Source organism: Methanolobus tindarius DSM 2278 (genome assembly GCF_000504205.1).
Taxonomy (GTDB): Archaea; Halobacteriota; Methanosarcinia; order Methanosarcinales; family Methanosarcinaceae; genus Methanolobus; species Methanolobus tindarius.
Genome location: NZ_AZAJ01000001.1, coordinates 2,025,107 through 2,052,051, shown reverse-complemented (window position 1 = coordinate 2,052,051; position 26,945 = coordinate 2,025,107). Strand labels below are relative to the sequence as shown.

Annotated in this window: 25 protein-coding genes; 10 read left to right on the top strand and 15 right to left on the bottom strand. The window is 40.8% G+C overall.

All coding sequences use genetic code 11. The features are described from left to right. The 4 genes from METTI_RS09900 to METTI_RS09885 all read right to left on the bottom strand — a co-directional run bounded on the left by METTI_RS09900 (position 1) and on the right by METTI_RS09885 (position 4,468). Positions 1-1,215 (bottom strand): ABC transporter permease, encoded by a 1,215-nt coding sequence (locus METTI_RS09900; RefSeq protein ID WP_023845682.1) that lies wholly within the window; start codon positions 1,213-1,215, stop codon positions 1-3. A gap of 2 nt (positions 1,216-1,217) precedes the next feature. Beyond that, on the bottom strand, positions 1,218-2,432 hold the full coding sequence (locus METTI_RS09895; RefSeq protein ID WP_023845681.1) for an ABC transporter permease: 1,215 nt from the start codon (positions 2,430-2,432) through the stop codon (positions 1,218-1,220). Positions 2,433-2,457: 25 nt separating this feature from the next. After that, positions 2,458-3,687: a COG1361 S-layer family protein gene (locus METTI_RS09890; RefSeq protein WP_048136066.1), complete on the bottom strand. Its 1,230-nt coding sequence runs from the start codon at positions 3,685-3,687 to the stop codon at positions 2,458-2,460. Between the two features lie 67 nt (positions 3,688-3,754). Next, entirely contained in the window at positions 3,755-4,468 is a 714-nt protein-coding gene (locus METTI_RS09885) for an ABC transporter ATP-binding protein (protein WP_023845679.1), read from the bottom strand. A 293-nt stretch (positions 4,469-4,761) separates the two neighbouring features. Here METTI_RS09885 and METTI_RS09880 point away from each other — a divergent pair, with 293 nt between their 5' ends. The 7 genes from METTI_RS09880 to METTI_RS09850 all read left to right on the top strand — a co-directional run bounded on the left by METTI_RS09880 (position 4,762) and on the right by METTI_RS09850 (position 11,920). After that, a complete protein-coding gene (locus METTI_RS09880; RefSeq protein WP_023845678.1) occupies positions 4,762-5,394 on the top strand; it encodes a YIP1 family protein in 633 nt (210 codons plus the stop codon). Positions 5,395-5,408: 14 nt separating this feature from the next. Continuing rightward, the gene (locus tag METTI_RS09875) at positions 5,409-6,074 is read left to right on the top strand and encodes a YIP1 family protein (RefSeq protein ID WP_052324332.1); all 666 of its coding nucleotides are present in this window, start codon (positions 5,409-5,411) and stop codon (positions 6,072-6,074) included. Between the two features lie 4 nt (positions 6,075-6,078). Next, positions 6,079-7,383 (top strand): COG1361 family protein, encoded by a 1,305-nt coding sequence (locus METTI_RS09870; protein WP_023845676.1) that lies wholly within the window; start codon positions 6,079-6,081, stop codon positions 7,381-7,383. A gap of 11 nt (positions 7,384-7,394) precedes the next feature. Then, a complete protein-coding gene (locus METTI_RS09865) occupies positions 7,395-8,165 on the top strand; it encodes an ABC transporter ATP-binding protein (RefSeq protein ID WP_023845675.1) in 771 nt (256 codons plus the stop codon). Next, positions 8,162-9,349: an ABC transporter permease gene (locus tag METTI_RS09860; protein WP_023845674.1), complete on the top strand. Its 1,188-nt coding sequence runs from the start codon at positions 8,162-8,164 to the stop codon at positions 9,347-9,349. Before METTI_RS09865 ends, METTI_RS09860 begins: the two co-directional genes overlap by 4 nt. A 288-nt stretch (positions 9,350-9,637) precedes the next feature. Next, positions 9,638-10,750, top strand: a complete 1,113-nt coding sequence (locus tag METTI_RS09855; protein WP_023845673.1) for a hypothetical protein — start codon at positions 9,638-9,640, stop codon at positions 10,748-10,750. 9 nt (positions 10,751-10,759) lie between these two features. Continuing rightward, positions 10,760-11,920: an ABC transporter permease gene (locus METTI_RS09850; protein ID WP_023845672.1), complete on the top strand. Its 1,161-nt coding sequence runs from the start codon at positions 10,760-10,762 to the stop codon at positions 11,918-11,920. Positions 11,921-11,962: 42 nt separating this feature from the next. Here the strand turns inward: METTI_RS09850 and METTI_RS09845 are convergent, their stop codons facing one another. The 5 genes from METTI_RS09845 to METTI_RS15185 all read right to left on the bottom strand — a co-directional run bounded on the left by METTI_RS09845 (position 11,963) and on the right by METTI_RS15185 (position 17,721). Continuing rightward, the gene (locus METTI_RS09845) at positions 11,963-12,364 is read right to left on the bottom strand and encodes an inorganic diphosphatase (protein ID WP_023845671.1); all 402 of its coding nucleotides are present in this window, start codon (positions 12,362-12,364) and stop codon (positions 11,963-11,965) included. Between the two features lie 244 nt (positions 12,365-12,608). After that, on the bottom strand, positions 12,609-13,781 hold the full coding sequence (locus METTI_RS09840; RefSeq protein WP_023845669.1) for an ABC transporter permease: 1,173 nt from the start codon (positions 13,779-13,781) through the stop codon (positions 12,609-12,611). Between the two features lie 94 nt (positions 13,782-13,875). Continuing rightward, on the bottom strand, positions 13,876-14,520 hold the full coding sequence (locus METTI_RS09835) for a hypothetical protein (RefSeq protein ID WP_156916271.1): 645 nt from the start codon (positions 14,518-14,520) through the stop codon (positions 13,876-13,878). 184 nt (positions 14,521-14,704) lie between these two features. Next, positions 14,705-15,331 carry a LysE family translocator gene (locus METTI_RS09830; RefSeq protein ID WP_023845667.1) on the bottom strand — a complete coding sequence of 209 codons (627 nt, stop codon included), beginning with the start codon at positions 15,329-15,331 and terminating at the stop codon, positions 14,705-14,707. 74 nt (positions 15,332-15,405) lie between these two features. Next, positions 15,406-17,721: a PGF-pre-PGF domain-containing protein gene (locus METTI_RS15185; RefSeq protein WP_169729111.1), complete on the bottom strand. Its 2,316-nt coding sequence runs from the start codon at positions 17,719-17,721 to the stop codon at positions 15,406-15,408. 351 nt (positions 17,722-18,072) lie between these two features. On the opposite strand from METTI_RS15185, the gene larA reads away from it, so the two are divergent. Next, a complete protein-coding gene (gene larA / locus METTI_RS09820; protein WP_211232208.1) occupies positions 18,073-19,329 on the top strand; it encodes a nickel-dependent lactate racemase in 1,257 nt (418 codons plus the stop codon). Between the two features lie 92 nt (positions 19,330-19,421). Here the strand turns inward: larA and eno are convergent, their stop codons facing one another. Then, on the bottom strand, positions 19,422-20,696 hold the full coding sequence (eno, locus tag METTI_RS09815; RefSeq protein WP_023845664.1) for a phosphopyruvate hydratase: 1,275 nt from the start codon (positions 20,694-20,696) through the stop codon (positions 19,422-19,424). Between the two features lie 169 nt (positions 20,697-20,865). Between eno and METTI_RS09810 the strand changes: the two genes are divergently transcribed. Then, positions 20,866-21,252, top strand: a complete 387-nt coding sequence (locus METTI_RS09810; protein ID WP_023845663.1) for a transcriptional regulator — start codon at positions 20,866-20,868, stop codon at positions 21,250-21,252. Positions 21,253-21,280: 28 nt separating this feature from the next. Here the strand turns inward: METTI_RS09810 and METTI_RS09805 are convergent, their stop codons facing one another. The 5 genes from METTI_RS09805 to nadC all read right to left on the bottom strand — a co-directional run bounded on the left by METTI_RS09805 (position 21,281) and on the right by nadC (position 25,983). Beyond that, positions 21,281-21,733, bottom strand: coding sequence for a PPC domain-containing DNA-binding protein (locus tag METTI_RS09805; RefSeq protein ID WP_023845662.1), 453 nt, complete (start codon positions 21,731-21,733; stop codon positions 21,281-21,283). Positions 21,734-21,764: 31 nt separating this feature from the next. Next, positions 21,765-22,403 (bottom strand): ABC transporter ATP-binding protein, encoded by a 639-nt coding sequence (locus tag METTI_RS09800; RefSeq protein ID WP_048136058.1) that lies wholly within the window; start codon positions 22,401-22,403, stop codon positions 21,765-21,767. Positions 22,404-22,567: 164 nt separating this feature from the next. After that, entirely contained in the window at positions 22,568-23,674 is a 1,107-nt protein-coding gene (locus METTI_RS09795; RefSeq protein WP_023845660.1) for an FtsZ/tubulin family protein, read from the bottom strand. An 81-nt stretch (positions 23,675-23,755) separates the two neighbouring features. Beyond that, positions 23,756-25,018, bottom strand: a complete 1,263-nt coding sequence (locus METTI_RS09790) for a BatD family protein (protein WP_023845659.1) — start codon at positions 25,016-25,018, stop codon at positions 23,756-23,758. A 128-nt stretch (positions 25,019-25,146) separates the two neighbouring features. Continuing rightward, positions 25,147-25,983, bottom strand: coding sequence for a carboxylating nicotinate-nucleotide diphosphorylase (nadC, locus tag METTI_RS09785; protein ID WP_048136056.1), 837 nt, complete (start codon positions 25,981-25,983; stop codon positions 25,147-25,149). A 131-nt stretch (positions 25,984-26,114) separates the two neighbouring features. On the opposite strand from nadC, the gene METTI_RS09780 reads away from it, so the two are divergent. Further along, a complete protein-coding gene (locus METTI_RS09780) occupies positions 26,115-26,930 on the top strand; it encodes an aspartate dehydrogenase (protein ID WP_023845657.1) in 816 nt (271 codons plus the stop codon). Positions 26,931-26,945: the final 15 nt, after the last annotated feature.

Sequence of the window (26,945 nt, the reverse complement as noted above, 5' to 3'; positions counted from 1 at the left end):
TCACTCATGACGAAGAGCTTCTACAGGATTCAGGTTTGCAGCCTTGTTTGCAGGATAAACACCAGCTACAAGTCCTACAAGAACCGAGATAAAGAAACCCAGGAATATCAGGTAGAAAGGAAATACCGGAGTTACACCAAGATAAACTTCTACAATATAGGATCCAACCATACCAAGAACCGTACCCATTATACCACCTATTACACCTACAATGATGGATTCCATTATGAACAGTGCAATAATATCCGGTTTGGTATAACCCAGTGATTTCAAAAGACCGATCTCGCTTGTCCTTTCGGTAACTGTGACAAGCATGATATTCATGATTCCAATAGAACCTACTATAAGTGCAACAACAGCCACCATTGTAATAAGTATGGTAAACGCGTTTGTCAGGGAATCCAGACGTTCAATTATCTCTGCCTGATTGAAAATGCGATATGGTTTTGCATCATCATTATCAAGATCCCTTGTCGGAACCCCAAGTGATCTTGCAAGTCTTTTATCAACTTCATCCGAAACATCCTGAACAGATTCTGCAGAGCCGGTCTTCGCCGAAAAACCACTATAATCCGTAACATTGAGCATCTCATTTATTGTAGCCACAGGAATATAGATAGTTACATCACGATCCGGACCACCTGTAACAAATGTATTATCCTCACTTGAAAGAATTCCTTTTACACGGAATTTTTGGATCACACTTGTACCATCATCCCGCTTGATAGTAATATCTATATAATTTTTCACGGAGATATTCTTATCAAATTTTTCCGTTGCAACCTCTTTTCCGATGACAGCCACATATTTGTCCTTGTCTGTGAGGAAACTGCCCTCTTCAACTCCCAGATTGGAAATATACTGGGCATCTTCCGACACGCCCTGAACATCTATCTGCCGGGTAGCCGAAAGATACGTTACAGCCGCAGTTTGTTGATTGAATGCTGAAGCTCCCTCTATTCCCGGAGTGTTTCTGATGAGTTCAAGTTCGGTATCATAAAATATGTTGACATCCTGACTATAGATTATTATAAAATTTGAACCGAGAGAACCGAGCTCATCGGTGAAATACTGATTAAAACTGGCACCTACGGATACATTTGCAACAACAGCAGCAACACCTATTATGATACCCAGAGCTGTTAAGGTTGAGCGCAGCTTTGCACTGCGTATGCTTCCAAATGCCAGGACAAAAGCATATCTCAGGTCTATCATGCTCACTCCTTCCTCAAAGCTTCAACAGGGTTCATACGTGCTGCTTTTCTTGCAGGATAGACTCCTGCTACAAGTCCTACCAGCAATGATACGAAAAATCCAAGAAAAATCAAACTTACCGGGAAAACATCCGGCACATCCAGAAGATCGTTCGCTATAGAGGCTGCGCCAATTCCTGCTATTGTTCCTATTATACCACCTATCAAACCTACTATCATTGATTCGATAATGAAAAGCAAAAGAATATCACGTTCATTATAACCAAGTGATTTGAGAAGACCGATCTCAGGTGTCCTTTCAGCAACTGTTACAAGCATGATATTCATAATCCCAATTGAACCGACAATAAGAGATATCAAAGCCACAGATGTCAGTAAAGAGGATAAAGCCGTTGAAAGCTGGTTTGTTTCTTCCAGTATCTCTATCTGGTCAAACATAAGATAGGGCTTTGCATCATCATTTTCAAGGTCCCTGCTTGGAACTCCCAGACTGCGTGCAAGTCTTTTATCGATCTCATCCGAAGTCTCACGGACAACTTCGAGACTCTCTGCCTTTATGAAAAATCCGCCATAGTCCTCTTTTCCGAGAATCTCGTTCATTGTGTCAATAGGGATAAAAACACGAATTTCCGGTTCAACTCCGGTCTGGGCAAAAGTTGTTTCAGGGTCAGTAATCACACCTTTTACTATGAAAGTCCGGGTAACAACACCGCCATCCTCCCGTCTGAATGTAATGTCTATTGGATTTTTGATTGAGATTTTCTTGTCGAATTTTTCATAGGCAACATCAGCACCGATTACAGCAACATAGCGGTCCTTGTCTGTAAGAAAAGTCCCGGAGTCAAGCCCGAAGTTTGCAACCTCATCGTAATCTTCTGTCACTCCCTGAATGTCAATCTGCCGGGAAGTTGACATGTAGGTGACTTTCGCCATCTGCTGGTTGATTGGGGAAACACCATCCACACCGGGAGTATTCCTGATAATTTCAAGTTCCTTGTCAAAGAAAACGTCTATGTTCTGGCTGTAAACAACTATGAAATTGGATCCCACAGCCCCTATCTCATCATTGAAATACTGGTTAAAACTCGCACCCAGCGATACGTTAGCGATAACTGCCGCTACGCCAATGATGATTCCAAGGGTTGTAAGGGCAGACCTGAGCTTTGCACTGCCAATACTTCCCAGTGAGATTTCGATAGCCTGAGCCGGACTTAACATGAAATGTTCATCCTAAACTGCTTATCTAGTCTTTCTCCTGTTTCCCTTCTTTTACCTGCTTTTTCCTGTAGTAATAAAAAGCACCTGCTCCGACAACCACCAGCAAAAGAACTACCAGATAGATTCCTGAACCACCACCGTTTTCCACAACATGATGCTGGAGCTGGCGAGTGGTGATCTCTTCTGTATGTTCGTTAAGGCCATTCCTGTAATCTGCTGTAATCACCAGGTCAAGAGGGAAAGTAATGTCTTCAGAAACTGCTTTTGCCTCAATTTCTATTGTGAACAGTTCATCCGAATCCATTGAACCAATGAAATATTCGGAGGGGGAAAACTCAACACCTTCTGCTTCAAGTTTTACACTCACGGATGAAAGCTCGTTGGGATGAATATTAGCAACATCAAATTCCAATGTTCCCTCAGCATTTTCAAGTGACAAGGGTTTTGATGGTATGACCCTGACAGAAGATGAATCTACCTTGACAGGAATTCTCCAGTTGCTGTTATAGGAATGTGAACTTCCAACTATTGAAAAATCAAGGTAATAAGTACCATCAGGAGTGTCATCTGCAACCACTAAATTGTAAGTCAGGTCAACAGATTCTCCCGCACCTATCACTCCATTTCCATAGTAAGTGCCGGTTGTAACTTTAATCCCTTCGGCTCCCTCAAGGGAAGCGGACTGTATCCTGGCGTTTGTATCATACTGCTCATCATCAATTGTGATGGTATAATCTGTAGCACTGTTCTGGAGTGTGAACGAAATTGTACCTTCATCCCCGGGCATGAATACTTCCGGCTCTTTCACCGGCTCACCTACAAGTTGTATTGTTCCTTTGCTGTCAAATGAATCAGAACCAACTCTTAACTCAAATTCTTTCTTGAACCAGGTACCGTCGGATTCTTCCTGGTACCACACTTCAAATGTTCCCGTGCCCTGCTTTGCAGCAGAATCAGTGTAAAGCCTGTACTCATGAACAGCAGCATTATCAGGAGTCAGGATTCCAACATTAACAATGGCATTTTCACTGCTGTCAACTGAAAATGGATAATCAGGAACCATTTTTATGGAAAGATCGTCGGCTTTTGCATAACCCAGGTTTTCCACCTTGACCCAGACACTAACATACTCGCCAATCTCTGCAGGTACCGGTTCATACCTGAGAACGCTTACTTCAAGGTCGGCACCGTCTGCAGCAGATGCAACGAAAGATAAAGACAAAAATAATGCAATAATCAGTGATATTCGCAACATAAACGATGCAGCAACTGTTATCTCTTTTTTATTATTCCCCAACACCAACATGGTCATTTCCTCATTTTCAGTTATTATCAATAATTCCGTCTTTAAGATGTACTACCCTGTCTGCAAATTCCGTCAGATCCGGGTCATGAGTGATCATAACTATTGTTCTTCCTTTTTCATGCAGATCAGAAAATATCTTCATAATCTCGTCACCGGTTTTTGAATCAAGGTTTCCTGTTGGTTCATCAGCCAGTATAAGAGAAGGATCATTAATCAAAGCACGCGCAATTGCAATCCTCTGTTGTTGCCCACCCGACATTTCCGAGGGTTTGTAATTCATGCGCTCTTTCAGACCAACCATTTCAACTAAATTCATGGCTTTTTGCCTGATGTCCACTCCTGGTTTTTTATTAGCATAAGTAGGAAGTTCCACATTCTGGAGTGTTGTGAGCCTTGGAACAAGATTGAAGTTCTGAAAAACAAATCCAATCTCCAGCCCCCTTAACTTTGCAAGTTCAGGATCCGAAAGTGTATCAACGTCCTTACCCATCAAAAGAACCTGACCGCAGTTTGGCCTGTCAAGACAACCTATCATGTTCATCAGTGTACTTTTTCCGGAACCGGACGGACCCATGATTGCAACGAATTCCCCGGGCATGACTCTCAGGTCAATACTTTTGAGAATAGGTACGTCCATGTCCCCTACATGGTAGCTTTTGCAAAGGTTTACAAGCTCAATAACAGGTGTATTGCTCCTGCTATTCTCATTGTAGGCAGCTTTCCCATCCATATTAGTCTCCCATAAAGGTGCACATGATAAGTCATATTGTCATTCAATGAAGAATATATCCGGCACTCTAAATAATTCGGGGTTTAACTTATAAAAAGCTTCTTTGCATGCAAATATAGAGACGCGAAAAATCCCAATCCAATCTGATTGCTATATAGAACAATATTAATAAAAAAATGAATGTTGATGTAAAAAAGTATAAATAATCATAATTCAATGCATTGTTGACTAAATATCGTCAGATTTGAATATTGACAAATGACTCCGAGGATATAAGACTGGATGTGGAAAGAATGTTACAAGTATTAACTGACCCAAATGGGTTTTTCAAAAAAAAGATAAATGAAGAAATTGAGTGGAAAAATCCGCTTATAATTATGTCATTGATGGTAGTAGTAGGAGCCATCACAACCTATACCACAATTATGAGCACCCTTCAATCATTTATGAGTATGGATTTTCTTGAAGGTGCCGGACAAATTATTATAGTAATTTTTCTGATAATTGGCTCTATTATAGGAGTCGCTTTTTCATGGTTGCTGTACACAGCCATATTTTACATCATCTCAATAGTATTCAGCGGCGAAGGAGACTTCAAAAGGTCAATGGAATTTGTGGCCTACGGATTCATTCCAAATATTGTAAGCTCACTGATAGCCGCCTATTATGCTAACAGGGTATTCTCAAACATAGACTTCTCATCTATTACAGACCCACAGGCTGTACAGGACATGATGTTTGCAGACCCTTCTATGAAGATAGCAACTATCCTGGGACTCATCTTCACTCTCTGGAGTGCAAACATCTGGATATTCGGTGTAAAATACGCACGCAACCTCAGCCTGAAAAATGCTGTGATCACAGTTGGTATTCCTATCGGATTGTCCGTTCTTTATACTGTACTGACAGTATTCATCCTCAGGTAAAGTAAAAGCACGCTATGGGTGGAATGATGCTGGAAGCACTGACAAAACCCAATTCTTTTTTTGGGAGAAAGATACACGAAGATATTGAGTGGAAAACACCGATTGCTATTATTGCACTTGTGATAGTAGTAAAGATACTGAGTTCATTAATTGTGGCTGCTGGAGCAATTGAACTATTTGAAAACGTACCCATAGTGGACGGGATGGAAAACTTTGCATCCTCCATGATGATAATATGGTTTGTCATTTCGATTTTCACAACAATCATCGGCACACTTTTGTGGTGGCTCTTTTACAGTGCATTGTTCTACATCATATCTTCAATATTCAAGGCTGAAGGAGATTTCTCAAGAGTGATGGAATTCGTATCCTACGGGCTCCTGCCAAATATCTTCAGATCGGTTATCGAAGTATTCTACGGGAATAAACTACTCTTAATGCTTGAAAACGGCATCAATGACCCTACACTCACAACTGATGCAATGTTGTCTGACCCTGTTATGAAAGTTGTACCACTGTTAATGATAATTTTCACATTATGGAGCGGATACATATGGATGTACGGACTGAGCTATTCAAGGAACATAAGTGTCAAAAATGCGGCTATTGCGGTTGCAATTCCTGTGGTTCTATCCATATTATACACTTTGTTTGAATACAGGATATTTTTAATGGGGTAAAACCATGATGAAATTAATTGCCCTGGCCATGATAATTCTGGCCGCTTTATCTTTCCCCGGTGCTGCAATAACTGAAATAAGACCTACATTTACCGTTGATTACAGCATTGAACCTGAATATTTCATGCCTGGTGACACAGGAACAATAACCGTTACATTAGCTAATATGGCAAGCGGTGAGAAATTTGTTACAGAAGATGAAGAAACACTGGATATGAATGCATATGTTGCCAGTGCCAGCCTTGAAGGGAATAGTGACCTCCTGATATTAGATAAAAGCTATACTGATGTGGGACTATTAGGTCCGGGAGATACGCTGAAACTCACCTTCACCGTAAAGGCCAGGGATAATACTACAGATGGAATTCATTTCACAGATCTGACAATCGTAGGTGGCAGCGATATGAATGACTTTAATTACCGTATCCCTGTAAAAGTGGATGACAGGAATGTAAAGGTAATAATGTCAAATTTCCCGTCAACACTGATGAACGAGGTTTCAACTATCAGCGTGGATGTAGTTAACAGAAGACCAAATGATGTAACCAGTGTTATTGTGACCCCGCATGCAAAAGGTATGACATTCAGCCCCTCCGATTATTTTGTAGGAGGAATCCCTGAAGGAAACAAGTCAACAGCAAGCTTCACATTCAACACGATGTCAAGTGAAGAAGGTTACACTGACGTTTCATTTACTGCTTCATACTTTAACGGGGACAACCTGCATAACTCGGAGACTGCATCCAAGGAAGTAAGAATTATCAAACAATCCCCGCTGGTATTCACCGGAATCGAGGTCGAGAATACTGCTAATAAATACACACTTTCAGGAGACCTGAACAATTTCGGCATCACTGATGCGAAGAACGTAATGGTGTCTATTGACGATGCAGAAGATATTGAACCTTTGCAGCCTTACGCAAATTACTTCATAGGAACACTGGAAGCAGATGATTTCAGCAGTTTCGAGCTGAGTGCACGCGTCACATCCCGAAACGTGACCTCTATCCCAATAATCATTGAGTTCCGAGACCCGGACAATGCTTACACTGCTATCACCCAGGAAATATCACTTGATACATCTTCAAGAGTACCATATTCCAGCAGTGATGACGAAGGTAGTTCACCCGGCCTCTGGATAGGTGCCGGCATAATCATAATTGCAATCGTGGCGGTCATTGGATATTCCTGGAAAAAAAGACAGGATGAGGAGGAAGACGAGGATAATCAGGATGATGAAGATGGGGACGAGGATGAGTACTTGGATGACATGTATGCAGATGAAGAAGAGGACGAAACTCTAGAATAACCGGTGCTCACATGCAGAAGTCAAAATCTTCCACGGATACTGTAAAGAAGAAAAAAAGAACATCGACTACAGATTCCGGAAAAATCTTAAAGGAATCAAAACCTTCGATACATCCCATTGTGCAATTACGGAATGTAAAACGCATTTACACCCTTGGGGAAAACAAGATCTATGCACTGAACGGTGTCAGCTTTGCGATTAAAAAAGGAGATTTTGTAACCATCATGGGTTCATCAGGTTCAGGAAAGAGCACACTTCTAAACATGATAGGCTGCCTTGACCTTCCCACATCTGGAAAGGTTAAGGTCAATAATGTAGATCTTTCAAAGCTTGATGATGATGGGCTCACTGCAATACGCAGGAACAATATTGGTTTCATTTTCCAGCAATTTAACCTTATACCGACACTTACTGCACTGGAAAATGTAGAGATCCCCATGATATTCAACGGGGAATCTCCTTCCAAAAGAAGAAAAAGAGCTCTTGCTATGCTTCAGAAAGCCGACCTTCCGCTTGAATATGCTGACCATAAACCAAATGAGATGTCAGGCGGGCAGCAGCAAAGAGTCGCTATTGCAAGGGCACTGGCAAACAATCCCCCGATACTGCTTGCTGATGAGCCTACCGGAAATCTTGACACTAAAACCGGGCAGAATATCATGGAACTGTTAAAGGAACTGAATGCTGCCGGGACAACTGTTATTGTGGTCACACATGATCCAAAGCTTGAGGAGTATTCACATACCACCATCAGAATACAGGACGGAGAGGTTATCGAATGAAGCCCACAAAGAAACTCTCTGCAATGCTGAGTAATAATATGTACGCAGAACTGGCAAAAAGGAACCTGAAACGACAGTCTGTCCGTACTGTGCTTGCTGCCATCGGCATAATCATCGGGGTTATCGCAATATCCTCAATGGGAATTCTCGGCAACAGCCTGAAACTTTCTGTAACTGAATCTTTTGCTGATATAGGAGACAAACTAATAGTTTCACCTGCTCCGGGAGAGGATTACATCACCGACAAACAGGTAGACCAGATGAGGAAAGTCAGCAATATCGAAAGCATAATACCTGTTTCTGCCAGTGGAGAAGTTATCGAATATAAAGAGGGAGGGACGACGTACCAGTCATACGTTTCAGTCTATGATATTGAAAAAGAAGACCTGGAAAAACTGGTGGAACTTGAGGATGGACGTTTTTTCAAACCCGGATCAACAGATTGTGTTGTGGGGTACAGTGTTGCCGACAATATGGAACTTACCCTCGGTCAGAAGATAGAGATCGATGATACGAAGCTAAGAGTTGTGGGAATTCTGAAAGAACGAGGAATGGGGTTTGATATCAGCACTGATAGTGGTGTTTTTACATCTTCGGAAATGTACGATAAACTCTACCCGGATGAGGATGAAGGTTATGATGAAGTGATAATCATAGTCAAAGACCTCGAAGAAATAGATGCTGTTTCCGATGAGATAGAGGAAAGGATCAACAGGAAGGATGAACTTGTAACAGTCTTTGCAACGAATATGATAACTGAAAGTCTTGATGATGTTTTTAGATCGATATCGCTGTTCCTGATGGGAATCGGCTCAATATCACTGCTAGTTGCAGGTGTGAGCATACTGAATGTAATGCTCATGTCAACAATGGAACGCACAAAGGAGATAGGTATCATGAAAGCCGTAGGAGCTTCAAGAAAGGACATTCTTAAAATGTTCCTGCTTGAGGCACTGTTCCTCGGAGTGATTGCCAGTACCGCGGGCTCGATACTCACAATTGGTGGCAGCTATCTGGTTATGGAACTGCTGGTGAAAAACACATCATACCTGTTCACACTTTCAAGCATGTTCTATGTGGCTGAGGGGTTCTTCTTTGGAATTGCCACAAGTCTTGTGGGAGGCATGTATCCGGCATGGAAGGCCTCAAGAATGAAACCACTGGATGCACTGAGATATGAGTGAGAGATCTTATCTGCTACTTACTATCTCTCACAACCATTCACCTGCGTGATTTTCCCAGTTTTTCAATCACTTTTTCATTTTTAAGTTTCCAAAAAGCATCATTAGCTATCCACTTAGCACTTCTGGAATCATGCGCATCACTGCTATTGAAACACCATATGATTCTGAAACTGAAAATGTCATATCCCTGCTACAAATGACAAATTGTCAGTATGAAGATATTAATTGAACTCACAGATTGCTATAAATAGTATCAAAAATAACTTAATAAAATACAGGAGCCCTGATATGAAATCTGCTTTTTTGTCACTTGCAGCCATGCTAATGGTACTATTTTTAGTAATGCCTAGTTCAGCACTCGATTGTTCATCCAGTGATTATGACGTGACTATCACAGATGTCTACTCTGACCTGGAAACCTGTGATATCACACTGCAAAGCTCAGAAACTGTTAGCGGAATGGAACTTGATATGGTTCTGGAACATTCAGGAAATGTGCTGGACAGCAGGAGTTTTACTATAGACAGCATTACATCGGATTCTGATGTGACAAAAGCATTCAAATGGGACACTGATGACAAAAGCGATGGGAAATATACAGTGACAAGCACCCTGTCTAAAGATGGCTGTACAATCTACGAGGATACATACAGTTTTGTAAACGGAAGGCAGACTATTCCAAGGATCACAGTTGATGACCTTGTACCAAACTCACAGGGGTTCAGTGTGATGATAACTCCAATAGATGCAGTTCTCGTAGACATTGAATACATGCTTATGGACGGTTCAGATGTGATTTATTCCGGTTCCGAAAAGAAGGTCTCAGTCAGCACCGTACCCCTGGAAATAACCGAAGACTGGAATGTTTTACTTGAGAATAATAAAGATTACAGCGCAAGAGTGAAAGTAAAATTATACTCACCATCAGTTAGCTATCTAGCATTGACTGAGGATTTCACCGCGCAGGATGATGTGTTCATCAGTGACACTTATGAAGATGACATTGGGGCAAGTGCTACAATAGATGGAATCTCACAGGTTCCGTTTAAAGGCTCAGTCAGGTTCAGCGTTTCAGAGATGAATGGAAACGATAAAACTGAACTCATATCCGTGGTTGAAAAATCCCCGGTGATCCTTAACGGAGATGATGAAACCGTGGAAACTATCTGGGATGAACGCCTGACAACCGGAGAGTATGAACTCCTCATTGAAGTCATCGGTAATGATGGCAACATTCTGGATGTTGAAGAAAAGATTATCGAGTCTGATTATGAACCGGTAGTTAACCAGACAAATACAAGCTCCGACCAGAGCACTCAGCAATCTCCGGGATTTACATTTGTTTTTGCTATAATGTTCACTGCTATTGCAGCAATAATTGGCAGACAAAAAGAACACTGAAAGGTGTGAATGATGCGTTATGAATTGTTCATTGCACTTCGCCATATAAGAGCAAGAAAAAGACAGACAATTCTATCAGTTGCCGCCATAGGAATCGCAGTGATGATCCTGATGGTGTCCCAGTCATTCATGGCAGGATTTACTCAGGAACTCTATAGTAAAACCGTCGAAAACCTTCCACATGTTGTGGTTTCCCCGCAAGACGGAGAAGATTACGTTCATCTTTACAAGAACATTGTTGATAAGATCAATAATATTGACGGCGTAGTTGCATCATCGCCCTATCTTACAGGCGAGGCGTCTTTCAAATTTAAGGACAATACCAAAAATGCAGCTATCAAAGGAATAATAGCTTCCAGGGAAGATGCTGTATCGCACACAAAAGATGACATCATCAAAGGGAACTATGATGAACTGACTTATTCTGATAAGAGTATAATTATTGGAGATAAATTTGCAGAGGACATGGAGCTTGACATAGGAGACAATGTAGAAGTTTCATTCCCAAACGCAAATCCGGTCTCACTAAAAGTTATTGCCATCTATGATACCGGAACAGCTCTTGACGAAAGCCTGACATATACTTCACTGGAAACTGCGCAGAAATTCTATGATACTGATGATGTGATAAATGGAATTAACCTGAGACTGGCTGATTTTAACAGGGACAGGGAGATTGCACAGATAATTGAGGGCTATGGTTACAATGCCGCAGGCTGGACTGACAATAACCCTGAAATCCTGAGAACCATTGCCATTGAGACTGTTTCCAATAATGTGACACTGGGATTCATACTTCTTATTGCATCTTTTGGAGTTGTCAGTACCTTGAACATGGTTGTCATGAGTAAAGTGAAAGAAATTGGCATATTGCTTGCCATGGGTGCCAGCAAGTCAAGTATCAGAACTATTTTTCTGATAGAAAGCGGAATGCTTGGTTTTGGTGGAGCTGTTCTTGGAACCGCTGCCGGTGTGGCACTGGCACTTTCAATTGGCAGTTATCCGCTTCCGGAAGGTGCTTATGGAATCGATACAATTCCCGTAGTTGTCAGGGTGGTAGATGTGGTTACGATAATCTCGCTTGTATTTTTCCTGAACCTGTTTGCGGGAATCTATCCTGCACAGAAAGCTGCAAGTCTTGACCCGGTAGAAGCAATATCTACACATTGAAATGGTGTGACATGTGCAAATATAGTTAGAATTATCGCGAGTTCAATAGTACCATGAAATCCCTTCAAACCGGCATTTTGCAAGTTTTCTTTTGAGAATAAGGTAATAGAAAATCTTGAATGTTGCATAAAGATGGAAATAAAAATAGAAAACTGGTTTTGAGTAAAAACCACCCATGCAGAATATTTCTTTATTGTCTTCAAGGGAATCATCCATGAATTTAACAACTCCATGGAATTTATCGACATTTAGAATCGTTCCCTGTGGCACACGTGGACCTATGACAACAACATCTTTTTCCATGCCGTCATCAGCAAGGCTCCCCTGGATAAAACCATAATTGAATATTGTGGGTATCGGAGACAGGAATTCTTTGACAAAAACAGAACCCTGTTTGTTGTATTTGAAAAAACTGTATTTTGGTGTCTCGATAACAACTTTCATGCCAGCTAATTGACACGTTTAATAAATAAAAAACATAGGGGTGCGAACGGGCAAAGGGGGTTGAATGCACAGGTATGGTGACATTGGAGTGGTTGGAGAGGTACTAAGTAATAGACCCGTTCGCAATCATACAAACGACCTATTAGAATATAAGCCTTTCGTATGATTACGAACAGACATTCGAGCTTAAATTAGAAAGAAGGAATATATTCCCAGAGTAGATAATAGTATTTTCAAAAAAGCATCAGTCACTTTCGATAGCTTCAACCGGATCAAGTGCAGCCGCCTTTCTTGCTGGATAGACACCTGCAACAATGTTAATGAAGAAAGAGAAAACTATTGCATAGACATAATTCATTGGATCGGTTTTCAGTGGAAGAGTAGTCAGGCCAAAGTACATTTCCTGCGGCAGATCTATCTGATATGATGACAGGCCCATTGAAGCCAGATAACCAAGCACACAACCCAAAAGAACACCCATTGTACCGAGCATAAGGGATTCAAGCAGGAATATTACTGTTATATGACGCTTTGACGCACCCATTGCCATGAGCATACCAACCTCTTTTTTCTTGTCCATGACAACTGTGAAAAGCGTGTTTGCAATTCCAAAACCAGCTATCATATAGATAAGTCCATAGTAGAGCCAGACAATTACAACCTGTGTGTTGATAAGACCCAGTATCTCACTGTTGGCTTCAATCCAGCTTACAGCATCGAGCCCTGTATCCTGATCTTCAATAGATGCAGCGATAACATCAGCCTGGAATGGATCAGTAACTCTTACATTGATCTTACTTGCAACCCCATTCTCCTGGAAGAAATCGAGGGCTGAATCAAACCGGACGTATGCAATGCTTTCATCACTGGAAGTTCCGGTATCAAATATTCCCATTATCTTAAATGTTCTGCTTCCAAAACCGGGCATCACAATATCAACCTTATCACCCATGACAACTTCCAGATCCTCTGCAAGTTTGTCACCGATTACAATTCCGTTGTTGCTTCTACTCAGGGAAAAGAGGTCGCCTGATACAATATCATCTGATACGTGCATCACTTTATCTTCTGCAACCGGATCAATTCCATTGAGATTGATGCCTTCGGCATTGTCCTTGTGACTAATGGCAGCCTGCCCCACAAATACAGGAGAGACTGCTTCCACACCATCCATTGCAGCAATCTGCTGCGAGTGATAACTGTAAAAGTGGACATAATCTTCCTGGCTATCTAAGGAAGTGATCACAATATGCGGCGAGTTCTCAACTGTGGAACTGATGAGTTCTTCTGTAAATCCGGTCATCATTGACATGAGAACAACAATAACTGCTATGGCTAAAGCTACTGCAAATACTGCAAAGAATGTAAGTCGCTTTCTTGCACTTATGTGTCTCAGGGCAATTCTTAGTTCAAACATGACCAGCTTCCAATATAGAAATGATTTGACTGTTATTATATAACTATTTATGAAGCTATAAGATTAAAAGACAAAATAACAATAAAAAAAGAAATTAGCGTTTTCCTGAGGCAATCAGGAAGGCCAATACTGAAATAAAAAACGTGAAACCTGGAATATCATGAGATGGTTCGGTATTATTGACACTTTCATTGATAATTTCCGGTTCATCATCAATCTCATAATCTACTGTGCTAAATGATTCACCAACTGTTATTTCCGGGCTGTACTCAAACAGGACAGGAACACCACTGATATTATTCTTCATAGCTTCCTGATCGAAAATTGAATAAATTTCATTAATCAGAGATTCATTAACTTCAGTACCTTCCGGAAATTGAACTGATAAATAACCTTGATAATTATAGCCATATGACATTACGGAACCATTTGGTCTCATATATTCTGCCATTATTTCTTCTCTTACGCCCGTATTAACATTGTTTAAATCACGAAGCCAGTTTCTTTTGTCGGATTCACTTGTGATTAAAAGAACTTCCCCTTTTCCTAATATGTAGTTATCATCCTGTTCTGCCAGTAGATCAAATATCTGTGGATTAAAATCAGGAAGTTCTGCCTGCCTGGCACCAGCATAGCTGGTTGAATTGACACTTGCGTTTGAGTCTGCAGATGCGGCAACTGTCAAAATGAAAAAAAGTAAACCAATTATGAATATACTCACTATTTGCTTAAATTTCATTATCATAAATCCCCATTCCATATGTTGAAAATACTATAACTTACTAAACTAAGGAAATATTACATATAATTTTTGTACTCAAAAAATTAAATAACATAATATGTAGCCAATATCTAGAAAAAACAACATCAGAAAAAAATCAACTCTAACACACAATCAAAAGAAGAGATTACAAAAACAGCTATTATTGATGTGCTAAAGCAAGCTCAATTCCAATCACAGAATAAATACCAGCCTTTACCCAGTTGATCTTCTTACCCAAAACTGGTTTTTCCATAATCTTAGTTCCTATCATCCCGGCAAAGAATGATACTATGAAGAATACTACAATTGCCTGCGCAAAGAACACTGCACCCAGAAATATCATTTGCAGAGGGATGCTGCCGGAATCTGCATTTATGAACTGGGGCAGAAAAGCAAGGAAAAAAAGAGAAACCTTGGGATTTAAGATATTCATGAAAATGCCTCTCCTGTAAAGTAGTGGCAGGTTCTTTTCTTTTACAGATTCAAGTGATGTGAGATTGCCTTCTTCACGAATTGCCTTGTAGGCAAGGTAGAGAAGATAGATTGCTCCTGCATATTTCAGGAGAGAGAAAGCCACCGCAGAACTGTACAATATCGCAGAAACTCCAAGTGCTGCCGCAGTTGTATGGAACAGCAGGCCGGTGCAAAGGCCAGTAGCAATTGCCATACCTGCGGTCTTTCCCTGAGATATGCTCTGGGTGAGAACGAAGAGAATGTCAGGGCCTGGCAGAAGCGTAAGAGCTACCGAAGCTGCGATGAAGTAGAATAGTTGCGTGGTTTCTATCATATTCTAAAAAAATAGAAGGGATACTGCTCTAATATACTTGCCGGCAGTTCCCTTTGAACTAAATATCTACCCTTTTATTGTTCCTCTTCATCCTTCCTCTTCTTCACAACGAAGAAAAGAGCAATCATAGCAACTACAAGTACAAAGACTACAGGAAAGATATTACTGCTGCCAGAGGTTCCTGATATTTCCTCATCAGAGCTTACTTCAACATCGCTGTCCATGTCAACATCACTGCTCATCCCAAGGTCAACTACAAGGATGTCATCATCTCCCGTTCCACCAGCCGTACCCGGTGCTTCTACATCAACATCCGAACCCTCATCAAGAAGCTCTTTTTTGAGATAGGCAGGAAGGTCACCATCTGTGGATGTAACAGAAGATGAACTATATTGATAGTTGCATGTGACTGCAAATGGAGAGAATCCAGAGACATCACGCACAATGAAGTATGAATAAGTATCATCCTTTCCTGTAAGTTCAGGAGTATATGCCTCCCATACAAGACTATTCCAGTGCCTCAAATAGACCGTATTGACAATTAACGTACCTCCATCCTTATTATTAAGGACTCTGAACTCGATATCACGACTGTTGCTTCCTTCATTTACCAGGCTCTCATTGTTAAAACCAATGTCAATATATTGATAGACAGATTCCTGAGAGAAATCTGCAGATGAAGCGTCCAATGAAGAAGGATCCAATACCTCAACCTTTATCTGTACCCCATTGGTCTCATTACTGGTAGTGAAAGAGACCATACTGATACTGCATGGAACTCCATCATCATCGGTATTCTCATCATCAGTAGTGTTGAAATGCAGTGTTTTGTTACCCCCGACTACCAATATTTCCGGGGTCCTGTTGATCATGAACTCTATATCCTCACCACCGCTGGCAGACGAGTTTGTGACTGTCCATGTCCATGAGAATAAATCGGAATTCCCAAGAGAAGAATTACTGACACTTACAGATACATTATAAATACCCATGAAAAAATGTTCCTGGTCGATATACTGACTGCTGTTCACAAGACAATAGGAAAGCATAGATGAATCATTTGTATTGTTATACAGCGTTACTCCAGTAACATTGATCGGACTACCATCGACAAACCACTCATAACTTGAAAAGACACTACTTTGGATACTGAAATTTGCATCTTCATCATATTTGGTGATCAAAGTACTTTCTTCGGGGGATCTAACATACACCGGACTCTCCACTGGAGTGTTCCATTCCACAGTTGCCTGATTGGAGGTAACAGTATCACTGCTACTACCCACGAAACTTGCCTCTATGACATCCGTACCGGCAGATGTACCGGTGTACGTGAATGTAGCCTCACCATTGACATCGGTATCACTGCTGTATGAAACACCAGAATGCGGACCAGAAACAACTTCAAAGGTCACTTCTCTTTCTGTCAAAGCATTTCCATCATCATCCTGTAGTCTTGCAGTTAAGGTCTGTGCAGCATTCACATCACATGAACTGTCGGAAGGAGAAAGGATAGCACCCTCGCCGACTACTGCAGTTGTAGACTGCATGAAGAAATAAGAGAAGAATATGTTGTCATCATTTGATGGATTCTGGGTGAAAACGGTTATGTTGGTATCACCATTTGAAACATAAGGTAGAATATTATACAATTCATCATCGTATGTTGTATCTGTAGGTGCACCATTTGGATCATCGGGATTAGAATTACTATCATCAAGACCTCCAACAGTTACAAGGGCACCATTTGCAAGTAAACCATCATCCTGACCACCTGCAGAAGACGTTAAACGTTGTCCATTCACATCAACGTTACTTACCTGCGTTGCCATAGAAGAGGTCTGAGCACTATAACTTATAGCAAGACCCATATCTATCAGAAGATCTGGATTCGTTTTGTCTATCGGCTCTGAAAGACCAATCTGGAAAGAATCTCCAGTAGTTGCCTGTCCTCCGAAAAGTAGTATAACTGTATTATCCCGAGCCTGAGATGGATCATTGAAAATAACAATCAGCGCCTCCCCTTCCACAGCAGATGGGCTTGTTTCAGTGATACTGAAATTAATCCTACCTGCAGGTGCACTGTTAATTGTAGATTCTACTATCGAAGTAACATCAGCCCAATTGTTCCAACCGTTGGAATTTACTTCAATATCCCAATTGACATCGACGCCATTAATTGTTATCGAACCATTTGGGATCTGAGACCCTCCCCAATTACTGGCTGCTGTCATGTAGGCACTTCTAACAGTGGCACCTTCCGGTTTTTCTACCTGAATAATATCTGTACCTGATGTCCCAAGACCGTCCACTGAGATACTTATCTTACCATATTCAGTGACAACAGGAGTAAGGGATGAAGCGGATACGTTCAGTGTTAGTGATAACACTATCAATACGAATAATAAAAAGAAAATAAATTGATTATACATATAAGTTGTTTTTTTTATCATATTACCAGATTCCAACTTAATTTTGCTTGACATTCAATAAGCAAACACGGCAACCACACTCGAATAACAATAATAATACCATTAAGTATAATTTCCAATATATAAAAGTAGTGCTGTTTTATTTTGATAAAACTGTTCTGTAAATCTAAAAAAGGATTTTTGGTTTTAATCCGACTAGTTAATCCTCAACAAAAATACTATAATTGAGAGTTCACATTAAAGGATTAAAATTGAAGTATACCAATAGCAATCAATATTCAAAACTGATAATATACTTTATCTGGAGGAATTTTTATCAAAATACCAATACCTTATGGAAAAGAATTCGTAGACCTTGAAGTGGAAATACCCCATGAGGTTGTTTCACCTAATTTTGTTGAAGTTGGTGCCGAATCTGAAGTAATAGACGAGGCACTGAACAATCCTGTTGGAATGGAATCCCTTGAGGATTTCATGAAAAGCAGCGAGAGGATATTAATTCTTGTAAATGATGCCACAAGGCCAACTCCTACCGCAAAAATCCTCCTGAAAATGCGTGACATGCTAAGAGAGCATGGATACGTAAGATTCATGGTTGCTACAGGTGCTCACAGAGGACCAACTGAGGACGAGTACAGATACATCTTCGGTGAGATGTATGACGAGTTCAAAGAGAACATATTCGTTCACGATGCCCGCAAGGACGAGGATATGGAGTATCTTGGAGTATCCAGCAACGGAACTGAGATGTATCTCAACAAGATGGTGAATGAAAGCAAGAACATCATCGTTATTGGAAGTGTTGAGCCTCATTATTTCGCAGGTTATACAGGTGGAAGAAAAGCATTCTTACCGGGTGTTGCTTCCTATAAGACCATCGAGATGAACCACAAACATGCACTCTCTGAAGCTGCCCAGCCGCTTGCCATAAAAGGAAATCCTGTTGCAGAGGACATGGAAGATGCCATGAAAGTCTTGAAAGACCTGAACGTATTCTCAATTCAAACGGTCCTCACAGCAGATCATGGACTTTATGCAACCGTTGCAGGTGATCTTTTCAAGTCATTTGATATTGCAGTTGAGAGAGCAAAAGAGGTATTCTGTTCAAATTGCAGCCGCAAAGGCAATATTGTACTCACCGCAGCACCATATCCTATGGATATCGACCTATACCAGTCACAGAAAGCACTTGAAAACGGCAAGCTTGCACTGGAAGATGGCGGAGTCATCATTCTTGTATCAAAATGCAGGGATGGTGTTGGAGATGATACGTTCCTTAACCTGCTTTGTTCTGCAAACACATGCGACGAGGTTATGTGCAAAATAGATGAAGGCTACAAACTCGGATATCACAAAGCAGCCAAGATGGCACAGATAGGAGTTTACGCTGAAATGTGGGCAATCTCGGACCTGCACCACGATACCATCAAAATGGCAAAACTCCAGCCATGCATGGATATTCAGGAAACATTTAACAGGGCTGTTGAAAAAGTGAAAGAACAGGGCAAGGAGCCATACGCTGTAATTTTGCCACAGGGTAGCCTCACCGTTCCGCTGCTTGAATAACTAAAACACTTTTACTTTTTTAAATTTAAGAAAAAGCAATTCTAAAATCAAAATAGAAAAAGAAAAAAATCAGGTTTGAAATGGTATTCAGTTCAAATCTGCATGTAACGTGCTGCTTCACCAAGATCCTCTTCAATTCTGAGGAGCTGGTTGTATTTTGCAGTACGCTCACTTCTTGCCGGTGCACCTGTCTTGATAAGGTCAGCACCGATTGCAACTGAAATATCAGCAATTGTTGTGTCTTCGGTCTCTGCGGAGCGGTGGCTTACAACAACACTGTAACCGTTACGGTTTGCCATGTTAGCTGCATCAAATGCCTCAGAGAGTGAACCAATCTGGTTGACCTTCAGCAGAAGTGCATTTGCAGCGCCCATTTCTACACCTCTCACAAGACGGTCTACGTTTGTTACAAAGAGGTCGTCACCTACAATGATGGTGTCCCATGCATCGTTAGTCAGTGCTGCGAAGTCATCAAATGATTCCTCGTGGAATGGATCTTCAATAAGAATGATTGGATAGGTTTCAATAAGCTCAAGGTAGTAATCAACGAGTTCCCCTGGTTTTAAGAGCTTACCGTCAATTGAATAGGTTTCCCCGTCAAAGAACTCTGAAGCTGCCGCATCAAGACCAATGCTTATCTCGGTCTCTGAATATCCTGCTTCTTCAATAGCACTTACAAGTGCATCAAGTGCATCGTGGGTCATCTCTATGGATGGTGCGTATCCACCCTCATAACCGACGTTTGTTGCTGAGCCACCATATTTGCCTTCGAGAATCTTACCAAGTGCATGATATGTTTCAGTACCCATGCGCAGAGCTTCTGAATAAGTTTCTGCGCCCTTTGGCTGGATCATGAATTCCTGAATGGAAAGCGCATTTCCTGCGTGTTTTCCACCGTTCAGGACATTCATAGTCGGAACAGGAAGAGTAAATGCATTTATGCCGCCAAGATAGCGGTAAAGTGGCATGTTAAGTGAATCTGCTGCTGCTCTTGCAACTGCCATGGATACACCAAGGATTGCGTTTGCACCAAGTTCCATCTTGTTCTCGGTACCGTCCAGAGCCAGCATAAGACCATCGATCTCGCGCTGCTTCCTGACATCCATTCCCAGAAGTTCTGCTTCTATGGCGGTGTTGACATTGTCAACTGCGTCAAGTACACCCTTTCCAAGATAGCGTTCTTCCTTGTCGCGCAACTCAAGCGCTTCATTGCTTCCTGTAGAAGCACCGGAAGGAACACTTGCCCTGCCAAATCCATTAGAAGTATAGACATCTACTTCAACTGTAGGGTTTCCTCTGGAGTCAAGAATCTCACGTGCGTGAATCTTTTTTATCTTATAACTTTTATCATCATCGATATACGGCATCCTATTCCACCTTTGACTTGGTTTAACACCTAGTTTGCAATTACTGTATATATTGTTACCGTTCACTTCTTTTCAATTCTACGCTTGAACTTATGATTACAGGCATATCTGCCAAAACTAAATTATATTTACATAAATTATATAAACTTAAAAGTATTATAGTAACCAAATGAAAAGCGGAGATACTGATCTTTTAAGCGGAAAAGGCTACGAAATTATTGAACTTTTACAGGGACTGGAAGTACCCAGAACCGAAGCCATCTCTATTGCATGTCTTGTATGTGGAAAAGAACTAACCTCACAAAACATTGAACAGGCATCTGGCCTCAGGCAACCGGAAGTCAGTATAGCTATGCGTCCTTTAAGAGAAAGAGGATGGATAGAAGAAAGAAGCGAAAAAAAGAATACTGACAAAGGCAGACCTGTCAAATATTACAAACTCATTGTACCTTTTGAGGAAATAGTTAAAACCTTTGAGTCAAAGGCTCTCAGAAAGAACATGGAAATGGTTGAAGCCCTTGAGCAACTCAAGGAACTCAGTGGTAATGGCGAGTAAGACCTGAAACAGTCAAACGAACTATTTTTCAGCTTTTGTCCGAGAAACAAACAGGAGCAAAGCCCCTTTTGGTGTCAAAAACTCTACTTGCAGAGATACCGGAGATCTCCATAATGAATACTTCGACAACCATGAAAACTTCACTGTTTTCACGAAGACAACCTGTTTTAGTAGATTCACCGCGACCTGCCGCAGAATGCAGATGAATCTTGGGTTTACCGGTTTCACTTTCCCAAAATATATTACCTACACCAATAAGCTCATGTGCATCATGGATGCGAGCCCATTGAGGATCCGGTGGAACTATATTTTCTTTGGGACCGACAACAAGATTAGCTTCTTTCACAGCACCTAGCATCGTGAACATTGCCGATCTGATATTCTCTGAAACTGCAAGACCTTCAAGTTCCTTAAGGATGTTATCTCCCTGATCCAGACGAACAGTAAATACTCTTCCTATGCTACCCTGTGAATATTCCATAAGATCACCTTTTTGCAGATTTCACCGAACATCAAACAGAATCCGATTCAATATGTCCATCGACTATTCTGATGATACGATCAGTCTTTCTGGCCATTTCCTCATCATGAGTAACAAGAATAAAGGTTTGTCCCCTGTCCCTGTTAAGCTGCCTTAGAAGCTCATATATCTTATCACTTGATTTTGTGTCAAGATTACCGGTTGGTTCGTCACCTATAACTATTCCAGGATTGTTGGCAAGGGCTCTTGCAATGGCAACTCTCTGTGCCTGACCACCCGAAAGCTGGTTAGGACGATGATCCATGCGGTCACCCAGACCTACCTCATCCAGAAGTTTTGCAGCAACTTTTTTAGCTTCACTGCGTTTCACTCCTCCAACCAGAAGTGGCATCATCACATTTTCAAGGGCGTTAAAATCAGGCATAAGATGATGATACTGGAATATAAAACCCAAAACTTCATTACGCACTTTAGAACGCTCTTTTTCAGACATGTCGGTAACTACTTTCCCATCAATAGTAATAGTCCCGGAACTTGGAGTGTCCAGAATTCCTATCATGTGAAGGAGAGTACTTTTCCCTGAGCCGGATGGACCTATTATTGAAAGGAACTCACCCCTCTTGATATCAAGGTCTACATTGTCAAGAGCGCGTACTTCTACTCCATTCATATATATCTTGGAGAGACCTCTTGTCTGTATAATGAAAGAACCGTTATCATCAGCCAAATAAAAACCTCTGGTAACTTTATTTGGATTTAGACTATTTCAATGTATTTGATTCAGAAGAAAAATCAAAATGAAACTGAGAGAGAAAAACAAAAAGAGAAAAAAGATCAGTAAGACGGATCCATTCCGTCTATCTGTGAAAATGCACGGTCGACTTCTTTGACTGAAGCCACACGCTCTTTTTTATCACGTTCCTGTTTAATTGCATCCACAGCTATTGAATAAAGGCTCTCAAGTTCAGATGCAGATTCAAGGGTGAGTACAGCCAGCACCTGTGGGAGTTCACCGCTCCTTACAACGATACCTTTGAATACATGACCTACCGCACTTGATAACTTCTCAACTTCCGTTGAAATCTCATCTATACTAAGGCGCTCCTTGTCACCCCTGATGATTACCATTGCCCTGCTGGCTTCTTTGTAAACATCACTTGAAAACAGCAGTCCTGATGGAGAAAGTGCTTTCTGGATAGCACTTCGCACAGGCATATCAGTATCAGCTTCGTAGAAACCGATAGTTGCAAGTCCTGCACCACCATTCATGACAGTCTTAAAGTCACCAAGGTCAGTGACCATCATCATTTCACTGTCAAGAGAGTCAAGCAGGAAAAGAAGACGGCGTGCTACCATATCGTTGATACCATTATAAGCAGATTCAACATTGCCACCCATCTGTTTCAGGAACTGGTTATCAGCCAGTATAATACCGTCAGCACCACTCTCGCGAATATCTCTCAGACAGAATGCAGCATTTTGAAGATAGAGTGTCCCTTCTTCCCTGAAAGGAAGCACAACAACTGCATATACAGGATAATCATGCCTTTCTTTCAGCTCTTTTACAAGCATTGGTGTAAATGAAGAACCGGTTCCGCCAGATGCTGATGTTATAACAAAGCACACATCAAAATTGCCTCTTTCCTCAATCTGGCGCATAATATGGGTTTTGTTATCTTCAAAAACATGTTTTCCAACATTCCTGTTAGCTCCTACACCATGTAAATGAGGAATATGTATCCTGTCCTTTGCCTTTGTGAATTTCATCTCTTTAAGATCATTCACAGCAGTGTTGATGGCAATGGTCTGTACATTGCTTTTGTATTTTTGTTGAGAATAGAATTTGGCCAGACGGCTTTTTTTACCGAAAGCTTCCCTGTTAATAGCATCCAGTATGCGATTTCCACATTGGCCGTTACCAACGATGAGTATGTTGAGCAAATAATTCCTCCGAATTGTAATATAATTATAATTAGATAAATCTTGTGATAAATCCAGTTTTCATTAACTGTAACTCTCGTATCAGAACTTATATTGTTTGTGCCTGTAATAAATCCATCCTGCAATAGCTCCGATAATCAATATAGGAAGTACATAGACATATATAGGCTGCTCGAAAAGATAATCATACTCTCCCTCAGCAACGTAGATTTTATTTGTAACAATCTCCGATGTGACCTCTTCCAGTTGTGTGTCTACTCCATTGTCAAAGAGGTAACTGTTTTCCATAGAAAGAGTATAAGTTCCAATTTCAGCAGCTTTTAATGTAAAAGTAAATTCCTTCTCCTGTTGCACACCAAATGATTCAAGGTATATAGTAGGAATGCCGGATATTACTTCAACGTCTGAGCCACCCTGGAATTCCAGACCATCAGGAACTATAATATCAACAGTTACAGCCGTTGCGGGAGCATCACCATTATTCTTTACGGTAATAGTTCCCTGTATCTCTTCATTACGATTTACGGTGTATTTATCAAGAGTAGTTGTAAACTCAAGATCCGCATTAACAAGATCTTCACCTGCATTTACAATTACAGTTGGAGAATTTGAAGAGGCTTCAGCAAAATCCAGACCTGCTTCATTAGTAAAACTTGCCGTTACCGGATTCAATGAAAAAGTACCGGCTTCAGTTGCTTTCAAATCATAGACATATATCTTTTTAGGAGAGGCACCATCCTCAACATCGATCTTACCGGGGTCTCCAAGAATATTGTCAACTAAAATAAATTTGGCTTGCTGAGGGTCGGAGAAAACAACATCCACTGCGTCATCATCACCCGTATTTTCAACGGTGACGGTTACACGTACGACTTCACCTACATCTATTTCAGATTTATCCACAGATTTTATGATTTCGAGTTCAGGTGTTCCGGAATATACAGCATATTCATGACCACCATCGATTACATCACTTTCAAAAAGATCACTTACACGATAGTTGGTAACGGCAATAGATACTCTAACCACAGGAAGAGTTCCACTGCTTACGGATACGAGACCAACTGTCACTTCAGCATCATCTTCAAAATCAAATTCATATGTATCACCTTCGTTGATAAGGAAACTGTCAACCTCGTCCCCATTCTCGTATACATAGAACGAAGCAGAATCTGCACTGGGGAAAGCATCAGTTACATCTATTACAAAATTGTTCAACTGGTAACCATCGCCCGTGGTGATGGAACCATTATAAATCTCTACTGCCGCAGCATTTCCTGCCAGTGCCAGACAGAAGAAAACCATGCAAAAAGAAATAACCAATAAACGAGTAGCTTGAACCATGTTTTCCTCAAATAAACAGAATTTGATTTGTTTTTCAGCTAAAATACGCAGTTATTAATATAAACCTTATGATTACGATTGCTTTTAAGATTTATGTAAAACAAATGCAATAAATTCATTTGACATAACTAAATTTCCTGATTTACAACAATTTCCAGACTAACATCTATCCATTGTGACTGATGGATAAGAGAACCCATGGAAATAACATGAACTCCTGTTTTTGCATAATCTTCAAGGTTATCCATATTGATTCCACCTGAAACTTCAATAATAATGTGTTCAGGGATAAATGAGTTTCTCAGAAAATCAACGGTCTTAATTATAGCAGCAGGATCCATGTTATCAAGCATTATTATATCTGCACCTGCCATGGCAGCTTTAAGAGCATCTGCAGATGATTCCACTTCAACCTCTATCTTCTGGGTAAAACCTGCTTTTTCCTTTGCAGAGTTAATTGCAGCTTCCACACCCATCATCTTCACATGATTATCCTTTATCATTATAGAATCTGTGAGGTTGAACCTGTGAGAGTCACCGCCTCCTGCAATGACAGCCATTTTTTCATACTTGCGAAGACCAGGGGTTGTTTTTCTTGTACATGCAACCCTGGTATCAGAATGCCTGCGTACTATATCCACACACCTGCTGGTGTTGGTAGCTATTCCACATAGATGACCCAGGAAGTTAAGGACCAGTCGCTCTGTCCTGAGAATTGAAAGAGAACTTCCTTTCAGAGTAAATATCACATCCTTTTCCGATAATCTGTCCCCGTTTGAATGATCTGTGGAATATTCAATCCCGAAATAATCAAAGAAGGAAATTGCAACATCAATTCCTGCAAGAGTACAATCCTCTTTTGTAAAAATAATTGCTTCCACAGCATTATCCGGAACAAGTTTGCATGAAATATCATTATACCCAAGATCTTCTTCAAGGAAAGTTTCTATTTCGTGTGTGTACATCATATTATCTACGAATATGTATGGTAAAGTGATTTATATCCTTTCAGCATATAAGCAAAACCTACTTAACCAATCAATATAAGCAGTAATCAACAAAATACTGTATTATACTTTATTTTCAGGGATCTAAAATGCTCAGTATAGGACTTATCGGCTGCGGAACAATAGGAACCAGTATATGCAAAGCTATTGACAATGGGACCATTGAAGCAGAGCTTGTAGCCATTTACGACAGACACCTTGATGATGTGGACAAGCTTTTGTCCACTTTGAAAAATTCAAAACCTCAGGTTATGGAAGTTGCTGAAATGATTAAAAATATAGACCTGCTTGTGGAATGTGCATCACAGGAAGCAGTCTATGAAATCATACCCACAGCACTACATGCACATTGTGATGTCATGGTCATGAGTGTTGGTGCATTCTCTGATGAGAAGCTGTATAAGACCATAAGGGAACTTGCAAAAGAGAACAAATGCAAGGTTTACCTTCCATCCGGAGCAATTGTCGGCCTTGATGGTCTCAAATCTGCCTCCGCAGAGGAAATATATTCAGTCACACTTACAACCCAGAAACCACCCGTAGGACTTGCAGGTGCTCCATATATAATCAGGAATAAAATAGATCTAGACAAAATAACCGGAAAGACAGTTATTTTTGAGGGTTCTGCCAGTGAAGCCGTAAAGGAATTCCCTGCAAATGTCAACGTTGCAGCCACAATTAGTCTTACAGGCATTGGTTTTGAGAAAACCAGGGTAAAGATAGTGGCAAATCCGGCACTTACACGTAACATACATGAAATATCTGTGGAAGGTTCTTTTGGTGAATTCACAACCAGAGTGGAGAACGTCCCATCACCAACAAATCCCAGAAGCAGCTATCTGGCATCCCTTTCAGCTATAGCTACTCTGAAAAAACTGTCAGATCCTATCCAGACTGGCACATAATCTCAATATAAATCC